This is a genomic window from Candidatus Colwellia aromaticivorans, assembly GCF_003333305.1.
Lineage (GTDB): Bacteria > Pseudomonadota > Gammaproteobacteria > Enterobacterales > Alteromonadaceae > Colwellia > Colwellia aromaticivorans.
Genome location: NZ_QOLD01000097.1, coordinates 24,867 through 42,543, shown reverse-complemented (window position 1 = coordinate 42,543; position 17,677 = coordinate 24,867). Strand labels below are relative to the sequence as shown.

The 17,677-nt window shown below is 35.7% G+C and carries 13 protein-coding genes and 1 pseudogene; 4 read left to right on the top strand and 10 right to left on the bottom strand.

From position 1 onward, the window contains the following. The first annotated feature begins 35 nt into the window (after window positions 1–35). Window positions 36–956 carry a DUF6178 family protein gene (locus DWA31_RS15945; protein WP_114327561.1) on the top strand — a complete coding sequence of 307 codons (921 nt, stop codon included), beginning with the start codon at window positions 36–38 and terminating at the stop codon, window positions 954–956. Between the two features lie 100 nt (window positions 957–1,056). Here DWA31_RS15945 and DWA31_RS15940 read toward each other — a convergent pair whose 3' ends face one another. The 9 genes from DWA31_RS15940 to DWA31_RS15900 form a co-directional block, all read right to left on the bottom strand. Beyond that, entirely contained in the window at window positions 1,057–1,488 is a 432-nt protein-coding gene (locus DWA31_RS15940) for a CoA-binding protein (RefSeq protein ID WP_114327560.1), read from the bottom strand. Between the two features lies 1 nt (window position 1,489). Next, entirely contained in the window at window positions 1,490–2,302 is an 813-nt protein-coding gene (locus DWA31_RS15935; protein WP_114327559.1) for an enoyl-CoA hydratase, read from the bottom strand. A 301-nt stretch (window positions 2,303–2,603) separates the two neighbouring features. After that, window positions 2,604–4,832: a TonB-dependent receptor gene (locus tag DWA31_RS15930; protein WP_168427376.1), complete on the bottom strand. Its 2,229-nt coding sequence runs from the start codon at window positions 4,830–4,832 to the stop codon at window positions 2,604–2,606. A gap of 232 nt (window positions 4,833–5,064) precedes the next feature. After that, the gene (locus tag DWA31_RS15925) at window positions 5,065–6,054 is read right to left on the bottom strand and encodes a prenyltransferase (RefSeq protein ID WP_114327557.1); all 990 of its coding nucleotides are present in this window, start codon (window positions 6,052–6,054) and stop codon (window positions 5,065–5,067) included. 347 nt (window positions 6,055–6,401) lie between these two features. Continuing rightward, window positions 6,402–7,598, bottom strand: a complete 1,197-nt coding sequence (locus DWA31_RS15920; protein ID WP_114327556.1) for an ABC transporter permease — start codon at window positions 7,596–7,598, stop codon at window positions 6,402–6,404. A 28-nt stretch (window positions 7,599–7,626) separates the two neighbouring features. Beyond that, complete coding sequence (locus tag DWA31_RS15915; protein WP_114327555.1) at window positions 7,627–8,832, bottom strand: ABC transporter permease; 1,206 nt, start codon at window positions 8,830–8,832, stop codon at window positions 7,627–7,629. After that, window positions 8,829–9,539: an ABC transporter ATP-binding protein gene (locus DWA31_RS15910; RefSeq protein ID WP_210725622.1), complete on the bottom strand. Its 711-nt coding sequence runs from the start codon at window positions 9,537–9,539 to the stop codon at window positions 8,829–8,831. The genes DWA31_RS15915 and DWA31_RS15910 overlap by 4 nt, the downstream gene beginning before the upstream one ends. Before the next feature lies 1 nt (window position 9,540). Continuing rightward, entirely contained in the window at window positions 9,541–10,689 is a 1,149-nt protein-coding gene (locus tag DWA31_RS15905; protein WP_114327554.1) for an efflux RND transporter periplasmic adaptor subunit, read from the bottom strand. A 360-nt stretch (window positions 10,690–11,049) separates the two neighbouring features. Then, the gene (locus DWA31_RS15900; RefSeq protein WP_114327553.1) at window positions 11,050–13,158 is read right to left on the bottom strand and encodes a sensor domain-containing protein; all 2,109 of its coding nucleotides are present in this window, start codon (window positions 13,156–13,158) and stop codon (window positions 11,050–11,052) included. A 560-nt stretch (window positions 13,159–13,718) separates the two neighbouring features. Between DWA31_RS15900 and DWA31_RS15895 the strand changes: the two are divergent. Further along, window positions 13,719–14,288, top strand: a pseudogene (locus DWA31_RS15895) (glutathione S-transferase family protein). A gap of 82 nt (window positions 14,289–14,370) precedes the next feature. Then, window positions 14,371–15,063, top strand: a complete 693-nt coding sequence (locus tag DWA31_RS15890) for a cupin domain-containing protein (RefSeq protein ID WP_114327552.1) — start codon at window positions 14,371–14,373, stop codon at window positions 15,061–15,063. 111 nt (window positions 15,064–15,174) lie between these two features. Here the strand turns inward: DWA31_RS15890 and rimO are convergent, their stop codons facing one another. Further along, window positions 15,175–16,524 carry a 30S ribosomal protein S12 methylthiotransferase RimO gene (gene rimO / locus DWA31_RS15885; protein ID WP_425451905.1) on the bottom strand — a complete coding sequence of 450 codons (1,350 nt, stop codon included), beginning with the start codon at window positions 16,522–16,524 and terminating at the stop codon, window positions 15,175–15,177. Between the two features lie 170 nt (window positions 16,525–16,694). Here rimO and DWA31_RS15880 point away from each other — a divergent pair, with 170 nt between their 5' ends. Then, window positions 16,695–17,237, top strand: a complete 543-nt coding sequence (locus DWA31_RS15880) for a hypothetical protein (RefSeq protein ID WP_114327551.1) — start codon at window positions 16,695–16,697, stop codon at window positions 17,235–17,237. Window positions 17,238–17,677: the final 440 nt, after the last annotated feature.

Below are 17,677 nucleotides of genomic sequence, written 5' to 3'. Positions count from 1 at the left end.
AGGTAATTTGTTAGGTAATTTATTAGGATTCATCAATGAAAATTGCAGCGTTAAGAAATCAACCATTTCTCCTTTTAATCTTAAAAGATGGCGAAAGTGAAGGCTATTTTACGCCAGAATTCATGCATAAAACTAAGCAACAATTATCCGATATGTCATTGAGAATAGCCTCTGATAACTTGTCGATTATTTATGCTGATCAAATAAACAAAGGCTGTGAAATTGTTCTGGGAATGAGTAATTTAGGTCTATTAGAACTGTGCGATAACGATACAGATAAAGCAAAAGAATTACTAAAAACTCAAGGTATCGTTTATTGCTTTAGAGCCGGTTGGGCAAAGTATGCTCAATTAAAAAAAATATCTCCTTCATATTTTGAAGAGGTCTCGCTCAGTAGTTATGCGTTGGCCATTAATGATACCTCTGATATAAGGCTTATGCACGCGACATTAGTGAGTGAAGGCTATCAAAGTGCCATGCTTTTAACCGTTTATAAAAGTATTGCCGCAAACTATTGTGCTAACGCCCTACTTATTGATACTGATGAAGACGTGTTAATATTTGAATTACAAAAGTTTCTAAATACTGCTATTGCATTGCTGCTCATTGATTGTGACAAAAAAATGTTTACCAATACATTATATCAACAGTTGAACACTTATCTTACTAGCACGGATAAAGCGGCGCTGCTTGTTAAAGTGGACAGTAGTATCAAACACTTCACCCAGCAACTACCGCTATTAACTAAAGAGTATCTGCAAGAAACAGGTTTATTAGATTTCAATGAGTTAAAGGGAATTATTGATCAACAAGTTAATATCTCTATTTTTATCCCAGAAATATTAGAACTTCCTATCACTGTTGCCAATGAATTGAATGAAGATTTTGAGGGTGGTTATGACTTTCATGCTGATGATGAAGATGATATTGCTTATTTAAAACCTGACGAGCAATAAAACAAGCGCTCTACTGTGCGCAAAATCTGGGGAGTATGGAACTCTCCAGATTTCTTTATTTCTAAACTTCAACGTTAACCTTTGATTAATCCGTTTTCACCTAAAGATTTAATCTAGGCATTTCTATAGCAGGACAGCGGTTTACAATCATTGTGATATCACTTTCTAACGCCAATAATTCAGCCTTTACGTCAATTACCCCTAGTTGTGTCCATACATAGGTAATATTAGCTTGTTTAGCCTCAACAACTATATCGTACAAATACTTAGACTGGCGAAACACGTCAAGCATATCGATAGATGATGGTATGTCGCTTATACAACTATAAACCTCACGGTTCATTATTGTTGTTCCCTCAAGGAGAGGGTTGACAGGGAAAACTTGATAGCCCCTGTTTATTAGGAAAGCCATCACTTTATAACTAGCACGATCTGGTTTTGAACTAGCCCCTATTAAAGCAATAGTTCTGACATTTTTTAAAGTTTCAATGACTTTTTGATCTTCAAGATCATAAATAAGCTCAGTGCTCACATTAAAGTCCTTTCCATTGTGGTGCTCTTTTATCAAAAAATGCGCTCACGCCTTCTTCACATTCATCAGACAACATAGCTTGCAACATAGCATGACTTGCTGAAATGTATGCGTTTTCGATAGATTCATCAATTTGCTGATAGAAAGCAAGCTTACCTGAATGAATACCAACAGCGGATTTTTGTGCAATTCTATTTGCTAACTTTTCGGTTTCATCTTTTAAGTATTCTATTTTTACAACCTTATTCACCAATCCGAAACGCATGGCATCTTCTGCAGAAAACATATCACCTGTTAATGCTATCTCCATCGCATGCTTACGGTGCATGTTACGGCCTATACCTACAAGTGGAGTGGTACAAAATGTACCGATATTAACGCCCGGCGCACAAAATTCAGCCTGTTCTTGAGTAATAGCTAAATCACACATAGATACCAGTTGGCAGCCCGCCGCACTTGCCGTGCCTTGCACACAAGCAATGACTGCTTTAGGAGATTTAATGAGTGACATCATTAGTTTCGTACAGTCATCTAAAACAGTTTTGATTCGTTTAGCATTATCAGGCTCGCAGTTCTCTTTTCTTCCTGACATTTCTTTTAAATCATGACCTGCAGAAAAAACACCACCTTCGCCTGTTATAACAATTACGCGAACATCATCATTTGTATTCACTTCATTTATATGTTCATGTAAAGCCCTTAACATAGTAGAAGATAACGGGTTTCTTTGTTTCGGACGATTCATAGACAACCAAAGAACATGGTTTTTGATGCTTGCTAATACATAAGGCTGATTTTCATTACTTTGAGTCATAACTTTCCTAGTTTTGATTATTATTCCATATTATGCGTGACAATAACGCCTTGCTATGAAGCTAAAATTCGTTAGCTAAAGTTAGCGAGATATAAACAAATATTCCACTCAACTCCGTATTAATTTTAAACACATTAACACAAAAGTATTTCGCTTTCATTTAATTGAAAAATGAATCCAAGTGAGCATGATTTGCACATTCGCCTGTTTAACTTAAAATGTTGGTTGTAAGAATATTGTTAATTGGTCTACCTATTCACAAGGTTTTTCTATCTTATTGTTGCTTAACTGGAACCATTATCTAAAAGTAATATTTGACTGTTAATCCGTATGTACGTGGGTTAACGTAGATGTTTCTTCGAGTGCCAAAAAAACTTTTTTCACCTAGTATTGTTGCACTATCTTCATCCGTTAGGTTTCGTACCCATAAATGAAGGCTGATACCATTATCTAACTGCTCTAAACTGATAGCACCATTGATAATACCAAAACCATCAACATGCCCAATACCGAGTATTTCACCATCAGCCAGTGTCACTGTTGTTTGACCGTCAAGATCGGTATTATAATCATCTTGATAATTGTAACTCAGTGATACTGACAACTGTGAATTTGCGACGGGTATAGGATAGTAATATTGAACACTTAGGTTAACGGTAAAGTCTGAAACTCCCGGTAATGATGTTCCAGAAAGATCTTCTCCATTACTACCACCAGCTGGAAACTCATCAAATTTAGCCTCAAGTAAGCCAGCGGCTGCGTTTAATACTAAGTAATCAGTTAATTGATAAGTTAACTCTAGTTCTGCACCATAGCTTTTTACCTTTGCTGCATTACGAATACTTAACGCGGTAGTTCCTGCAGTAAGATTAACCAGCTGGTTAATTTGATAATCATCGTATTTAGCATAAAAAATTGCACTGCTAAATCTCATTTGGTGATCAAATAAGTCACCCTTTAGACCCATTTCGTAGCTAGCGACTGTTTCTTTGTCAAATTCAATACCGGCATCAAGTTGAGCTTGAGTTAAAAAATCAACATTATAACCACCACTTTTATAACCTGTGGAGTATTTAATATAAGCATTTACATCGTGATTAACTTGATAATTTAAAGAGATTAACGGCGAAAAATCATGATCAGTTCGTTTATCTATCACTTGGCCATTTGCTAATTCGAATATTGGAATAACGGGAATGTTTGTTTGAGGATCAATACTTGAGATTGTCCAATCTACTGACTTTTGTTCTGTAGAATATCGAAAGCCTAGATCGAGCCTAATATCATTATTAAATTGATAGTTACTATTAAAAAACATTGAATAACTTGTAGTATCAACATTACCAATAGTACTAAGAATACCAGGATGGAATGCCGCTAGCATAAAAATTGATTCTGGATCAGATAATGATGCGCCGTATTCAAAATCACTACGTGGTACGCCAGTAAATAAAGACAATGTTTCATCACCTACATTAGGTAAACGCTTGGTAAAAGCATCTTGCTGAAAATAATATATTCCTGCAACGTATTGAAAATCACTTTCAGGAGAGATAAGTTGTAACTCCTGACTCCATTGGCTGTAATCATCAACATAATCTAAAAAGGCAACAGATTGTGCTGAAAAGTCAAAATCATTCTTAAATTTAATAGTTGAATCTCTATGCCCTGTAATAGATTTGACGATAAAGTCATTATCAATATTCCAATCGACCGTAATTGACTCTCCACTGATTTCACGCTCTTCTTGGGGGTCAATATCAAAGCTCACTTTATTCTGCTCTGGTGATTCTGTATTTTTCAAAGTACCTAATGTATTGGTGATTGGCTCACCATCAAACGATAAACGATCTGATTTTAAACTATCAATGGAAAAGTTTATTTCAATGGAGTCAGATAGCTTGGCACTAATCTGCCCTCTATAAGAATAACTGTCTTGTTCATTTAATGAACTTCCTGTTGCAATATTTTCAACAAAACCATCTCTTTGATATTGGTTAACACTAAATTTTGCTGCTAAACCATCACTGATCGGTGCATTTAAAATAGCGCTATACTGCCTTAAATCATAATTGCCAACTGATATTCCAACATTGCCACTAAATTCATCTTCTGGTTTTTTGGTAATAAGGTTAATTGAGCCAGCTACATTATTTTTACCGAATAATGTTCCTTGTGGCCCACGTAGTATTTCAATACGCTCAAGATCTAATAAATCTTGATTATGTGCTGGTGACTGCCCTACATAAACACCATCTAGATAGAGGCCTACCCTTGCATCAAAGCCAATATTACGGCTGTGTGAACCAACGCCACGAATAATAATACTTGATGAGAAATCATTGGTTTGACTCATTTTTAGGTTTGGTATAAATTCCGCGACTTCATTAAGCTGCCGTAAGGCCATTCTTTCAATACGTTCGCTGCTAAAACTTGCAATCGAAATTGGCACTTTTTGAATGTTCTCTACCCGTTTTTGAGCGGTAACTTCAATAATTTCAATTTGACTATCACCATCTAATACGTTCAATTTTTTCTCTTCTTCCGCCCTGATCATAGTTGAAAAAAATAAGATAAATAGTGGTAGAAAAAATTTGCTTGGAATATTTTTAGATAATTGAATCAATAATATAAAATGAAAACGCATTAACGATGACCCTGTTTATAGTACGAATTAAAGAAGTGATGGATATATTTAAGGTAGGCTGCAAGGCACTGCAGCCTACCTGATGTTGCTTACATAAAATTTTTAATAGACAGAGCTAAACAATGATATTTTCAATGACTAACATCAATAAAAAAAACAAACTAAAATGACGGGTATATACAAATGCATTCGGTGCAAACCACAATGGCCATACTTCTTCACGAAATCCTTCGGGCATGATTTTAGGACGATCGTGATTAAAAACCTTGAATGTTTTAATAAGTGTAGGAAGGGTAAATAACAGTACTAAAATACTGATGCTAATATAGCCATTCAAATAGATATAAGCCGCTAGAATATATTGAGATAACATCATTAATTGAACTGCTTTTCTAGCGTTAGCAGAGCCTAATAATACCGGTAATGAATAAATGCCTTTACTTTTGTCCATATCAATTTTATCAATATGTTTACCAAAAATAACAGCGGTGGGCGCTAACGCATATAAGGTGCCTATTAGCATTGCAGCGAAACTCCAATGTCCACTACTAACAAAATAAGAGCCTCCTACCATCAATGGCCCCCAAACAAGTAATACCGACAATTCACCTAAAGCAAGTTTCTTGAGTGGCCAAGTGTAAAACAACACAAAAAATGAACCGGCTAACATTAACCATAAAATCTCTATGCCACGTAAATAAACAATAACGCCGCCACAAGCCAACGCTAATAGCCCGGTAAACATAATGTAGTTCATCAATTGTTTTTTGGTTAATAACCCACCTTCTAAAACATGAGTGCCGTACTGAATACGAAAGTAATTTCCTTTGTCCACTCCTCTTACCGAGTCAGTATAATCATTAAGTAAATTATTTGTCGCATGAGCGAAAATTAAGCCTATTACACATATTATTGATAGGCCAAAATCAACGGTTCCTGTGCTTAATGCCAGCAAAACACCTATGATTGCTGAAGTAAAAGTCATAATTGTTACGGAAAATCGAGAGGCTATAAGCCATTTTGTGAATATATTTAAAGTATCCCAACATGTTTTATCAATTTGAGGAACTGTTCTTAAGGCTTGAACCCATATAGCTTGTGACATTAACGCCTCTAATGTATTTAGTGGTTTTATAAAATAAATCAGCATATCAACGTTGATTATTGATAAAAAAGATACTTATAAATAATGATAAATATCTATATTTTTGCAGTAATAGGGTTTATAAATAATAAAGTGAAAAATATATACCTTCTATTGTACAAGTGTATGTAATAAATAATTATTTGTCACTACAACGAGAAATATAAAACCACTAAAAACATCAATTATTGGCCAGCATGGTTCGATATGGTTCAAGGGATAACTGGGCTGATATTAGTGTTATACCAAATGAAATAATGAATGAGTCAATTCAGAGCTGTGTCAGGGAAGTTAGGACTGTGGTTAAATTATTCAGTTCTTAGCGCTTCAATTGGTGTTAATTTAGCGGCATTCATCGCCGGATAAATACCGGCTAATAATCCAATAAAGGCAGAGAATCCTAATGAACCTATTAGTACATAAATATTAAGTTCTATTGGAACAGTAGGCAGTGATATTTTGGCAATAACGAGTAATACAAAAACTATCGCATAACCAATTAATCCACTCAGTAAAGCTAAAAATACCGCCTCAGTTAAAAATAATTTTTGAATTTGTTTTGATGAAAATCCTAATGCTCTCAACAATCCTATTTCGCTGGTTCTTTCTGTTACGGTAATGGTCATAATTGTTGCAATACCTACAGCACCTACAAGTAAAGAAATCAAACCTAAACCCGCACCTGCCATTTTAATAATAACAAGAATATTATCGAGACTTTTTAACATCTCCTCTTGAGTGATCAAGGTGAAATCTTCCATGTTATGTCGTTTGATTAAACGCTGTTTTATTTGCTCTGCAATCATTTTTGGATCTAAACCTGGTTGATAAAATATATCTAATTCCATCAAACTTTCGCGATTAAATAATTGCATTGCTTTAGCTGTGGGGATGTAGATCATATCGTCTAGATCTTGGCCCATAAACTGGCCTTTTTCTTTTAACACGCCAACAATACGAAAACGTTGACTACCGACATGGATGTTTTTACCTAATGCAGAAGAATTGCCAAATAATTCGCTTTTCAGTGTTGAACCTAGCACAGCAAAACTGCGTGGCTTTTGGTGATTATCATCTGGCAGAAACATTCCTTGAGCAACCGTTAGCTTCCAAGCCTGTGCAGCTTTTTCACCTACACCGGCAACTTCAGTGTATCTGGCTCTATTTTCTGATTTTATTTTTGCAGTGCCCATCACAACAGGTACAACAAACTCAACATTTTTATGCTGGTTTATATATTCACCATCAGCAAGAGTTAATGGTCTTACTGTATTGAGTAAACCACCCATGCCAAAGGTTTCTGTTTTTCCCGGAGTGATAGCAATAATATTACTGCCAAATTGAGTGAATTCTTGCATGACATAATCACGAATGCTTTCCCCAATAGAATTCATTAGTACTACTGCCGCCATACCTGTAGCAAAACCCGCAATCGTTAATCCTGCCCGCAATTTTTGCGACATTAATGATCTTTCAACCCATACAATAAGATCAAGTAGCTTCATAGATGATTATCCAAACGATTAATCATGCTTAGTATCCTCTTAAGGCAAGCACAGGATCCTGCCTTGCCGCGTATGAAGCGGGTAACCATGAGAATAACAGCCCAATAGCAAGTGCAACTGATGAACTAGCAATAGGTGACCACCACGGAATAGCAAGTGGAAAATCTGGCCAAAAATAACTCGCTAAAGTAACAACCCCGTAACCAAATACGGTGCCAGCGATTACGCCTAAACTAACCAACATAAATGACTCAATTAAAAAAAGTTGTCTAACTTCTTTGGCTGTTGCGCCGATCGCTTTTAACAAGCCTATTTCTTCACGTCGTCGACTCACGGAAACATAGCTCACATTCATAATTAAAAAGCCTGCAACAACTAAGCTTATGGCGGCAATTGCGCCAATACTGGCCGTAACTAAGGTTAAAATATTTGAAAATGAACTCATTAGTGCATTTTGACTTAATATAGAAATATCGTCTTCACCGTCATGTCGTTTAGCAATGATTTGCCTAATTTTTTCTTCGGTATAAATTTCACTGCCTGTTTGATTTAATTCGAGTAGAATTCGAAATAAACTTGGAGAGTTAAATAAGGATTCGGCTGACCTAATGGGAATTATTGCCATTTCACGTAAGTCTAATCCCATTGACTCACCACGTTCAGCTAAAATGCCAATAACCCGAAAGCGTTGCCCTGAAAATCTAACCCATTCACCGATAGCAACATTATTACCAAATAACTCCTGCTTTATTTTGGCGCCAAGCACACAAACAGGTGAAGAAAAATTGTCACTACTTTTTGGCAGAGCTTTACCCTGCCCTATGGTAAGTTTTCTCACCGGAAATATCGCCTGAGTAGAGCCTAATGTAATGACTTCTCGACTTTTAGATTGATAACTCACCAATGTTGTTCCTGCAATAATAGGTGCCATTATTTTTACTGTTGATATTTTTGCAATTGCATTAGCATCTTCAATGGTTAAGTCACGTGGAGAGGTTCCATAAATGGGGACTGAGCCACCTGTAGTTTCTTTCTTTCCGGGCAAAATAATTAAAACTTGATTACCAAGGGCATTAAATTCTTGCTCTATAAACCGCTTAGCGCCTTCCCCTAAACTGGTTAAAATGAGTACAGATGCAACACCAATAGCGACGGCTAATAACAAAAGTAAAGTGCGCACTTTATGTCTTGCTAATGCTTGCCAACTATAACTGCTGCTATCTAACCAATTCACTGAGTCGCTCGATTTATTTGGTGATTGTCTTTGTCCTGCGATATTTTTCCATCAATCATGCTTAATTGACGGTGTGCTCGTTGGCCAATAGCCTTATCATGAGTAACGATAAGTAAAGTGATTCCTTGTTTATTTAATGACTCTAATAATTCGATGACTTCTTTCCCTGATGCTTGATCAAGGTTACCGGTAGGTTCATCGGCCAATAATATTTCAGGGTTCATCACTAACGCTCTGGCAATAGCAACACGTTGTAATTGTCCCCCTGAAAGCTGTTTTGGTAAGTGATCGCTTCTGTTTTCAATACCTAATTGGGAAAAAATAGTTTTAACGATTTTTCGTCGTTCTTTTCTGGGTAATCCAGTTAACACTAAGGGTAATTCAGCATTTTCTAATGCAGTTAAACGGGGAATTAAATGAAAGTTTTGAAATATAAAACCTATATGTTTTTTACGCAGCTCAGCACGATACTCTTCTGTTTTATCAGTTGTTGAAGAGTTGTGCAGTAAATATTGACCCGTATCAGGTCTATCAAGTAAACCAATCATGTTTAACAATGTTGATTTGCCCGAGCCAGAAGGCCCCATAATAGAAATATACTCTCCTTTATTTATATTTAAACTAACCTTATTTAAAACACAAAGCCCTTGTTCGCCAACTTGATACGTTTTGTTAACTTCTTTAAGTGATACAATCAGATCGGTCATACTATTTGCTACTTTGGTTTTTATTACTGATAGCGACGGCTTCATTACCCGCCACAACACCCGCTTGACCAATTGAGCTTATAACGCGATCTGTTAATGTGATCCCTTCAAGTATTTGGCTAAATTGCCAATTATTTAAACCCACCCTAACCTTTCGCTCCTCTATCAAGTTTTGATCGTTTAACACTAATACCGTTTCATTATTAATGATTAAATCAGAAGGTAATCTAAGCGTTTGTTTTGCTGAATCTAATATAACTTCCACATCAGCACTGTAACCAGAAAGTAAGCGAACTGCTTCGTTATCGATAAAGTCAACTTCAATGCTAACGGTGCGCGCCTGTTTTTCATAATCTTGTACATAAGGTGAAATTCGTCTTAACTTACCTTCAAAAATTTGATTTCTATGGGCATCCATCGTGATTTTTACTGGTTTACCTATAATCAAACTACCGGCATCAACTTCATCAATTGGTGCGGTAACATAATGACAATCATGAGTGAGTAGATCTATCGCAGGAGGTGTAGCAACACCTGGTGGTGATGGCGTTGTATACTCTCCCACTTCGCCGGTTATTTCGGCAACAATGCCAGAAAATGGTGCTTTGAGGTAAGTTTTTTCTAGCGTTGCTTGTACAACATTTACCATCTCTTCATTCGCGAGTATTTGAGCGGTTAGTGCTCGGCAATTTGCTTGTGTTGATTCTGCATTTGCATTTGCAGCATCAAGGTTCTCTTGTGAAGTTAGGTTCTGTTTTAATAATGATTGTTGTCTTTTAGCAGCTTTTCGTGCATTTTTAGCGATAATACAAGCACTATCTTTTGTACGCTGACTAACTGTTAACAAAGCTTCTGACTCAGCTAGTTTTGCCTTTACATCATCATTCCATAATGCTAATAGTAATTGATTTTCAGTAACTAACTGCCCTTCTTCTACCGAAATTGACTTTATTTGACCACCAATAGGAAATGACATTTTAGCACGCTGGCAAGAAGTGACGGTGCCTGCTCGCGTATTTGAGATTGTTTGTTCAACTTTTCCAATATCGGCATTAATAATAGAAACCGTCAAAACCTCAGGCTTTGACAGCCAGTAGTATAAAGCGATCATGATGAGTAATACGAGTATCCATTTGATCCATTTAGTCATTGTTTTTCCTAATTAAGCATCATGTTTTAACTCTATGTAATTTTGCCAAGATTAAGCATGATATAAAACATAATAGCTTAATTTTTCCATTTCATATTTAACAAATAGAGTAAATGACTAATTAAGACAAATTAAGACAAATTATTGTGCGTTTTATCAATGAATAAAAGTTGATAAAATTGTAATTATTCACCATACCCAGCGTGCACGTCATTCCGGTTGTGTCTTTGCCTACAGGACGTAGGTATTTAGCCTTTGGTCTGGAACTACAAAGCTGAAGCCGGAATCTGCCTGTTTTAAACATTAGACTCCCGATTAAAACATCTCGGGAGTGACGATAGGTGAGTAGTTACATAAAATTTAAATTAAGCGTAAAAATTCGTCCAGAGGTAATGGTTTATTGAAATGAAATCCTTGATAAATGTTACAATCAAGTGCGCTTAAAATATCGAGTTTGGCCTTACTTTCAATACCTTCAGCAACAACATCTAAACCAAAGTTTTTCCCTAAACCAATCATAGTTTTCACCATAATCAGGTCTGATTTTTCATCAATAATATCCTGAATAAAAGACTGATCTATTTTTATTTCACTAATAGGTAAATGTTTCAAATAACCTAATGAAGAATATCCCGTACCAAAGTCATCTAAGGAAAAATTCAAACCAAAAAGTTGTAGCTCGCGTAATTTTTCAACTGTATCTGCCATGTCTTTTAATAGTACTGATTCAGTCAACTCTAATTTTAATTTAGATTTATCGATTTGGGATTCAGTCACTATTTTAATTGTTTCACTAACAAAGTTTTTCTGCCAAATCTGTTTAGCACTTATATTTATAGATATAGACAAATGTTGGTAATTATAATCTAATTGAAATTCCTTTAACTGTTTACATGCCTCTGTTAACACCCATGAACCAATAGGAATAATTAAATTAGATTCTTCAGCTACATCAATAAAATCGCTAGGGTTAACTAGGCCTAATTCAGGATGGTGCCACCTAATTAAACCTTCTGCTGCAATTAAATCGCCTTTGATATTATACTGTGGTTGATAGTACAGCTCGAAGTTATTCTGTTTAATAGATAACCGAAGATCTTTTTCTAGTTTGGTTGTATAGCTTAATTCCTTCTGCATTTCAGGATCAAACATAACAAAGTTATCTCTTCCGTTTGCTTTCGCTCTATACAAAGCCACATCGGCGAGTTGCAACAATTTAGATGCGCCAATATCAATAGAATCGATCATGGTTATACCAATACTCGCACTAATAACATAATCCACTTCGCCTTTCTTTGTCTGTAGCTGATAAGGTTTATTAACGGCTTGAAGAATATTACTGGCGATATTTTCTACTCTTAATGCTGCTTTTAACAAATCAGGATTAAGAGCATTTAAGATTATAACAAACTCATCCCCACCAAATCGGGCAACAGTATCTTCCGTTCTAATTGTTGATTGAATTCGATTCGCTACTTCAATGAGTAAGTTATCGCCGGCATGATGACCATAAGTATCATTTAATTGTTTAAATTGATCCAAATCCAAAAATAAAATTGCACCATGTATATTTGAACGCTTAAAATATTCAATTGCCTGTTTCATTCTATCTTGAAGTAAAGCTCGATTAGGTAACTGCGTTAATACATCGTAAAAAGCTAAGTTCTCAATTTTTTTCTGATTGATTATCTTATCGGTAACATCTTGCATAATACCTACTACCCATAATGGCTCTCCTTGGTCATTATGTTCAAGTACCATACCTCTATCCCAAATCCAGATCTGTTTATTATCGTTCGGGCGCTGCATTCTGAATTCAATATCATAGGGAATATTTTCTTCAAGTAACCTTTTAATTGCGGAATTTACTATTTCTTTATCTTCTTCAAAAATACAGCGTTGGAACTCTTCAAATGAATTGTCAGCATTACTCACTCCAGTAATGACTTCCCATCTGTTATTGTGAAAAACATCATTGGTCTGGGTATTCCAGTCCCACATCCCTTCACCAGAAACCTCTAAAATACCTGCGAGCCTTCGTTCATTTTTTTCTGCTTGGTTTTTTAATGCTATTAAATCAGTAACGTTTGTTGCAATAATAACGATATTATCTTCCCCTTCACTATTAGTAAAAGGCACTTTTAAAGAGCGAAAGCTATGTGTTTCTCCTGTGTTAGTATCTGTAGCATCCTCATAAATAACTTCAGGCTTTTTATTGTTCATGATAGCTTGTACATTTTCTTTAAAAGAGTTTGACTGCTCCATGTTTCCTGTGAAATGAAAGTCATCCTTGCCAACCATTTCATCTGGTATTGTATTATAAAAATCAGCGAGGGCTTTATTAGCAAAAATGAAATTTCCATTATTATCTTTCGCAAAAACAGGCTCAGGAATAGCATTAATAATGTCTAGTAAAAGCCTATTTTTTTCTTGTTCTTCTTTCAATTGCTGCTGATAATTATTTTTCATCTTGTGAAATGCCTTATTGTACCTACAATATAAAACCAAAGTAATTCTACCATGTATTCAACTATTTAAAATCAGATAGTTAATAAATATCATTATAATCAAGCATTATTACACTACTCACCTTTGCCACAAAGTGTGGCAAAATTTAAAAACTTAAACTAAATAATAAGTGCAATTAATTTTCTCCTCTAACGATCCAATCATCGGGTTCATCGTTATGCCATCCCGAAAATCCGTTTTATGCTTAACATCTACGCCATAAGCCGAAGTATCTCCAACATCAACTAAGTGTTTTGCTTAGCCGAACATGGTTACACCAATCCCTACTGAATTATCCTTATTTCGCTTTGATCATGTTTTTTGAGGTTACTTTAATATTCGTTAAAGTTCGTAGATACTTTCAAAGACTTATGTGAATGGACATAAAAAAGAAGATTAAGGTGTTTTTTCAATATTGATTAATGAGACAACAGAGCTACATAGCTAAATAAACTAATTAATTGGAGATTAAAATGAAAATATATGATGTAGAAGGTTTTCCTAACTAACTTCGCATACGTATGGTTTTGGCCGAAAAAAAATATGCGGTAGAACAGATCACCTTTATTCCTGTTGATGTAATGAATGCTGAGCATAGAAGTAATTTTTTTTAGTAAAAACCCCTGTGCAAGTGTTCCTGTACTAGAATTAGATGATGGTACCTATATTTCTGAATATTCAGCTATTATTGAATATATCGATCACACGTTTGAGGGTATTTCATTAACAGAAACGTCTGCAAAAGAGCGTGCTGTTATTATCATGATGCAACGTAGAGCTGAATCAATGTACTTGACGCTGCTGCCGCTTATTTTCATCATGCTACTGATGGTTTAGGACCGGATCTTGAAACATACCAAAATAAAGAATGGGGCAATAAACAAGATAAAAATGTACTTGCCGCTTTTAAATACTTTAATACAGTATTAAATAGCACCCCTTATGTTGCTGGTGATACATTTACTATGGCCGACATTACCTTATTCGCAGGTCTTTCTTTTGCAGATTTTGGCAAACTAATCGTGCCAAGTGAATACACAAATTTGCTTGCATGGCGTGCAAAAGTTGAAGCACACCCAAGCCTTAAATAAAAGTATATCGCTAGTTGTTTAACAGCTTAAATGGCATTAACGACTGGCTTTCCCTTTAATCTTTTTTAGATAGGATTTACTCATGGAAATTTTTGATGATTTTAATCAAAGAGCTGTTGTTCATAGTGCATCATTAGACTGGTTGGCCTCACCTATGCCCGGCGTTGAAAGAAGACCTTTAGATAGAGTTGGTGGTGAAGTTGCTAGAGCAACCACCATAGTACGATACGCAAAAGGAAGTAAATTTTCACCTCATGTTCATACGGGGGGCGAAGAGTTTGTTGTACTTGAAGGTATATTTCAAGATGAAAGTGGAGATTACCCTATTGGCTCGTATATTCGAAATCCACCTCAATCTGGTCATACGCCACGATCTGACAACGGCTGTATAATTTTTGTAAAATTGTGGCAATTTCAACCTGAAGATAGAACACATGTTTGTCTACAAATGGATAAAATGTCAGCGATTCCTTCACGAACAGTTGGCGTATCTATTACCCCGTTATACAAAGACAAACATGAAGAGGTGTCTGTTTATTATTTTGAACCAAATGCAAAAATAAATTTATCGGTACCTGAAGGTGCTGAAATATTAGTATTAGCGGGGGAGTTACAAGCACAAGATGATTTACTTCAAAAGCATAGCTGGATGCGTTTACCTTTAGACGACACATTAGCAGTAGCAGCAAAAAGTAATGGCGCAAAAGTTTGGGTTAAAACTGGGAATTTACCTGATGTAAGCAACCAAATAAAACGGGTTCAAGCTGCCAGCTAATTTCCAAATATAAGAATAAAAAAGGGACATGTTGTCCCTTTCGTTAAATTTAACTAAAAATATATTACTTTATATTCAAATAAATGATTTTACATGAATAGTTAAGCTTTCTTAATCCTCTACACGAACGCCCCAAACATCATGCTCATCGGCATGAATAATTTGTACCCAAATTAAATCGCCCGGCTTGGCATCAAAATCGTCAGACAAATAAACTTTGCCATCCACTTCTGGTGCATCCATATAAGAGCGCCCTACCGCACCAAGTGAGTTTACTTCATCAACTAGAATTAAATATTCTTGGCCAATGCGTGCTTGTAATTTGTCTGCACTGATTTTAGCCTGCACTGCCATAAAACGTTGTAACCTGTCTTCCATAACTTCATCTACATGATCAGGTAAAGCATTTGCAGTAGCACCTTCAACGGGCGAGTATTTAAAGCAGCCAACGCGATCTAATTGTGCTTCTTCTAAAAAATCTAACAATTCTTCAAACTCTGCTTCGGTTTCACCCGAAAAACCAACAATAAAGGTTGAACGGATCACTAATTCTGGGCAAATTTCACGCCATTTCTTTATCCGCTCTAGCGTTCTATCTGAACTACCAGGACGTTTCATCAACTTCAAAATACGCTTGTTTGCGTGCTGAAAAGGAATGTCTAAATACGGCAGTATTTTACCTTCCGCCATCAATGGAATGATTTTATCAACATGCGGATAAGGATAAACATAATGTAAACGTATCCAAACGCCCTGCTTCGCTAATTTTTCACAAAGCTGCTGCATGTGAGTTTTAACTGGCATGCCATCCAAAAAATCTGTTTTGTGTTTAACATCAACACCATAAGCAGAGGTGTCTTGTGAAATAACTAAAAGCTCTTTTACACCAGCATTTACTAATCGCTTAGCTTCACCAATTACATCGCCTACCGGACGAGAGTCTAAATCACCACGCATTGATGGGATTATGCAGAAGGTACAACGATGGTTACACCCTTCAGATATTTTTAAGTAAGCGTAATGCTTAGGCGTAAGTTTAACACCATGATCGGGGACTAAATCGATAAATGGATTATGCACAGGCTTAGCAACATGTTCATGCACTTGCTTTAATACTTCATCATAAGCATGCGGGCCAGTAACCCCTAGAACATTGGGATGAAGTTCGACAATTTCGTCTTTTTTAACACCTAAACAACCGGTAACCAATACCTTGCCATTTGCTGCTAACGCTTCACCTATGGTATCTAAAGACTCTTGTACTGCGCTATCAATAAAACCACAGGTATTAACAATCACTAATTCCGCATCATCATAGCTATTAGTTACATCATAACCTTCAGTGCGAAGCTGAGTAAGAATGCGCTCTGAATCGACAAGATTCTTTGGACAGCCTAGCATACTTACACCAATCCTTTGTGAATTAGCACTTTGACCGTTAATATAATGTCTTATATACAAATTATATTTACTCTTGACTTGTATTATCAATAAAGTTCAACTTTACTTAAAATCTATAATGTTTATGGTGAAATTTAATTAACCATCGACAGCGTGTTTATTTATTTGTATTCGATTTTAAATTTTATAACTTTTTATCAAAAACAATAAAGTAAAAAGGATAACCATTCATGCAAAAAAAAATAATTCATTGGCTAGCTGGGGCATTATTCTTAATGATGACTGCATCAACCAATGCAACGCTAATTAAAGTTGATTTAGTGCAAAAAACGAGTGACCGTTGGGAAGCAACCTATGTCGTAACAAACAATGTATTACCATTTAATTTAGAGTCGTTTTGGATTCATTTTGATCTTGGATTATATGAGGATATTGTTGCTATTGAGGCGCCAGCAGGTTGGGATCCTGAGGTTTTTCCACCGGACCCTTTTCTACCAGACGTTGGATTTTATGATGTCTTCGCCTTATCTGCACCAGGTATTTTGCACGGCGACATGTTAGGTGGCTTTGTTGTTGAATTTGACTTTCTCGGTAACGGCGTTCCATTTGAGCAGTTTTTTGAAGTTTTCGACCCTTTTTTTGCTGTTATAGACAGTGGCTCTACCTCAATTAACTCAGTTACGTTGTTGCCTGTACCAATACCTGCGACATTATGGTTGTTTATGTTAGGAATGGTGGCATTGAAAGCTAATAAAAAGAGTAAAAACATTTGATTTTAATCACTACGCCTTGGTGATTTAGTTCTTATAAAATTTAGGGTATGTCTATTGTCTAGGCTGCCCTAGGATATATATGTCTAAAGGATAATAAGCTAAATAACGCCTTTGACTATTTACTGAACAACGTTAATTTTAGAATGTTTTTATCTCGTTAAATTCCTATCAACATTATATTAAAAATTTCAATACCTTAAATTTACCTTTTCTATAATGTCAATTTTTTCTCATTAACCGCCTTGAATTTTAATTATCTCTCAACTATGCTTTCTAACTTAATAGAATGTAATACAGTAAGCATTTTAGGTGCTGTTTTATTTAAAGCTAGCTTAAAAATTAGCTTTACCAAACCTCTTTATTGTATTTGACGTACTCCCTGAGCTTTTTGTCAGAATTATTGACTCCACTGTTGTGAATATAACGGTGGAATGATCAGC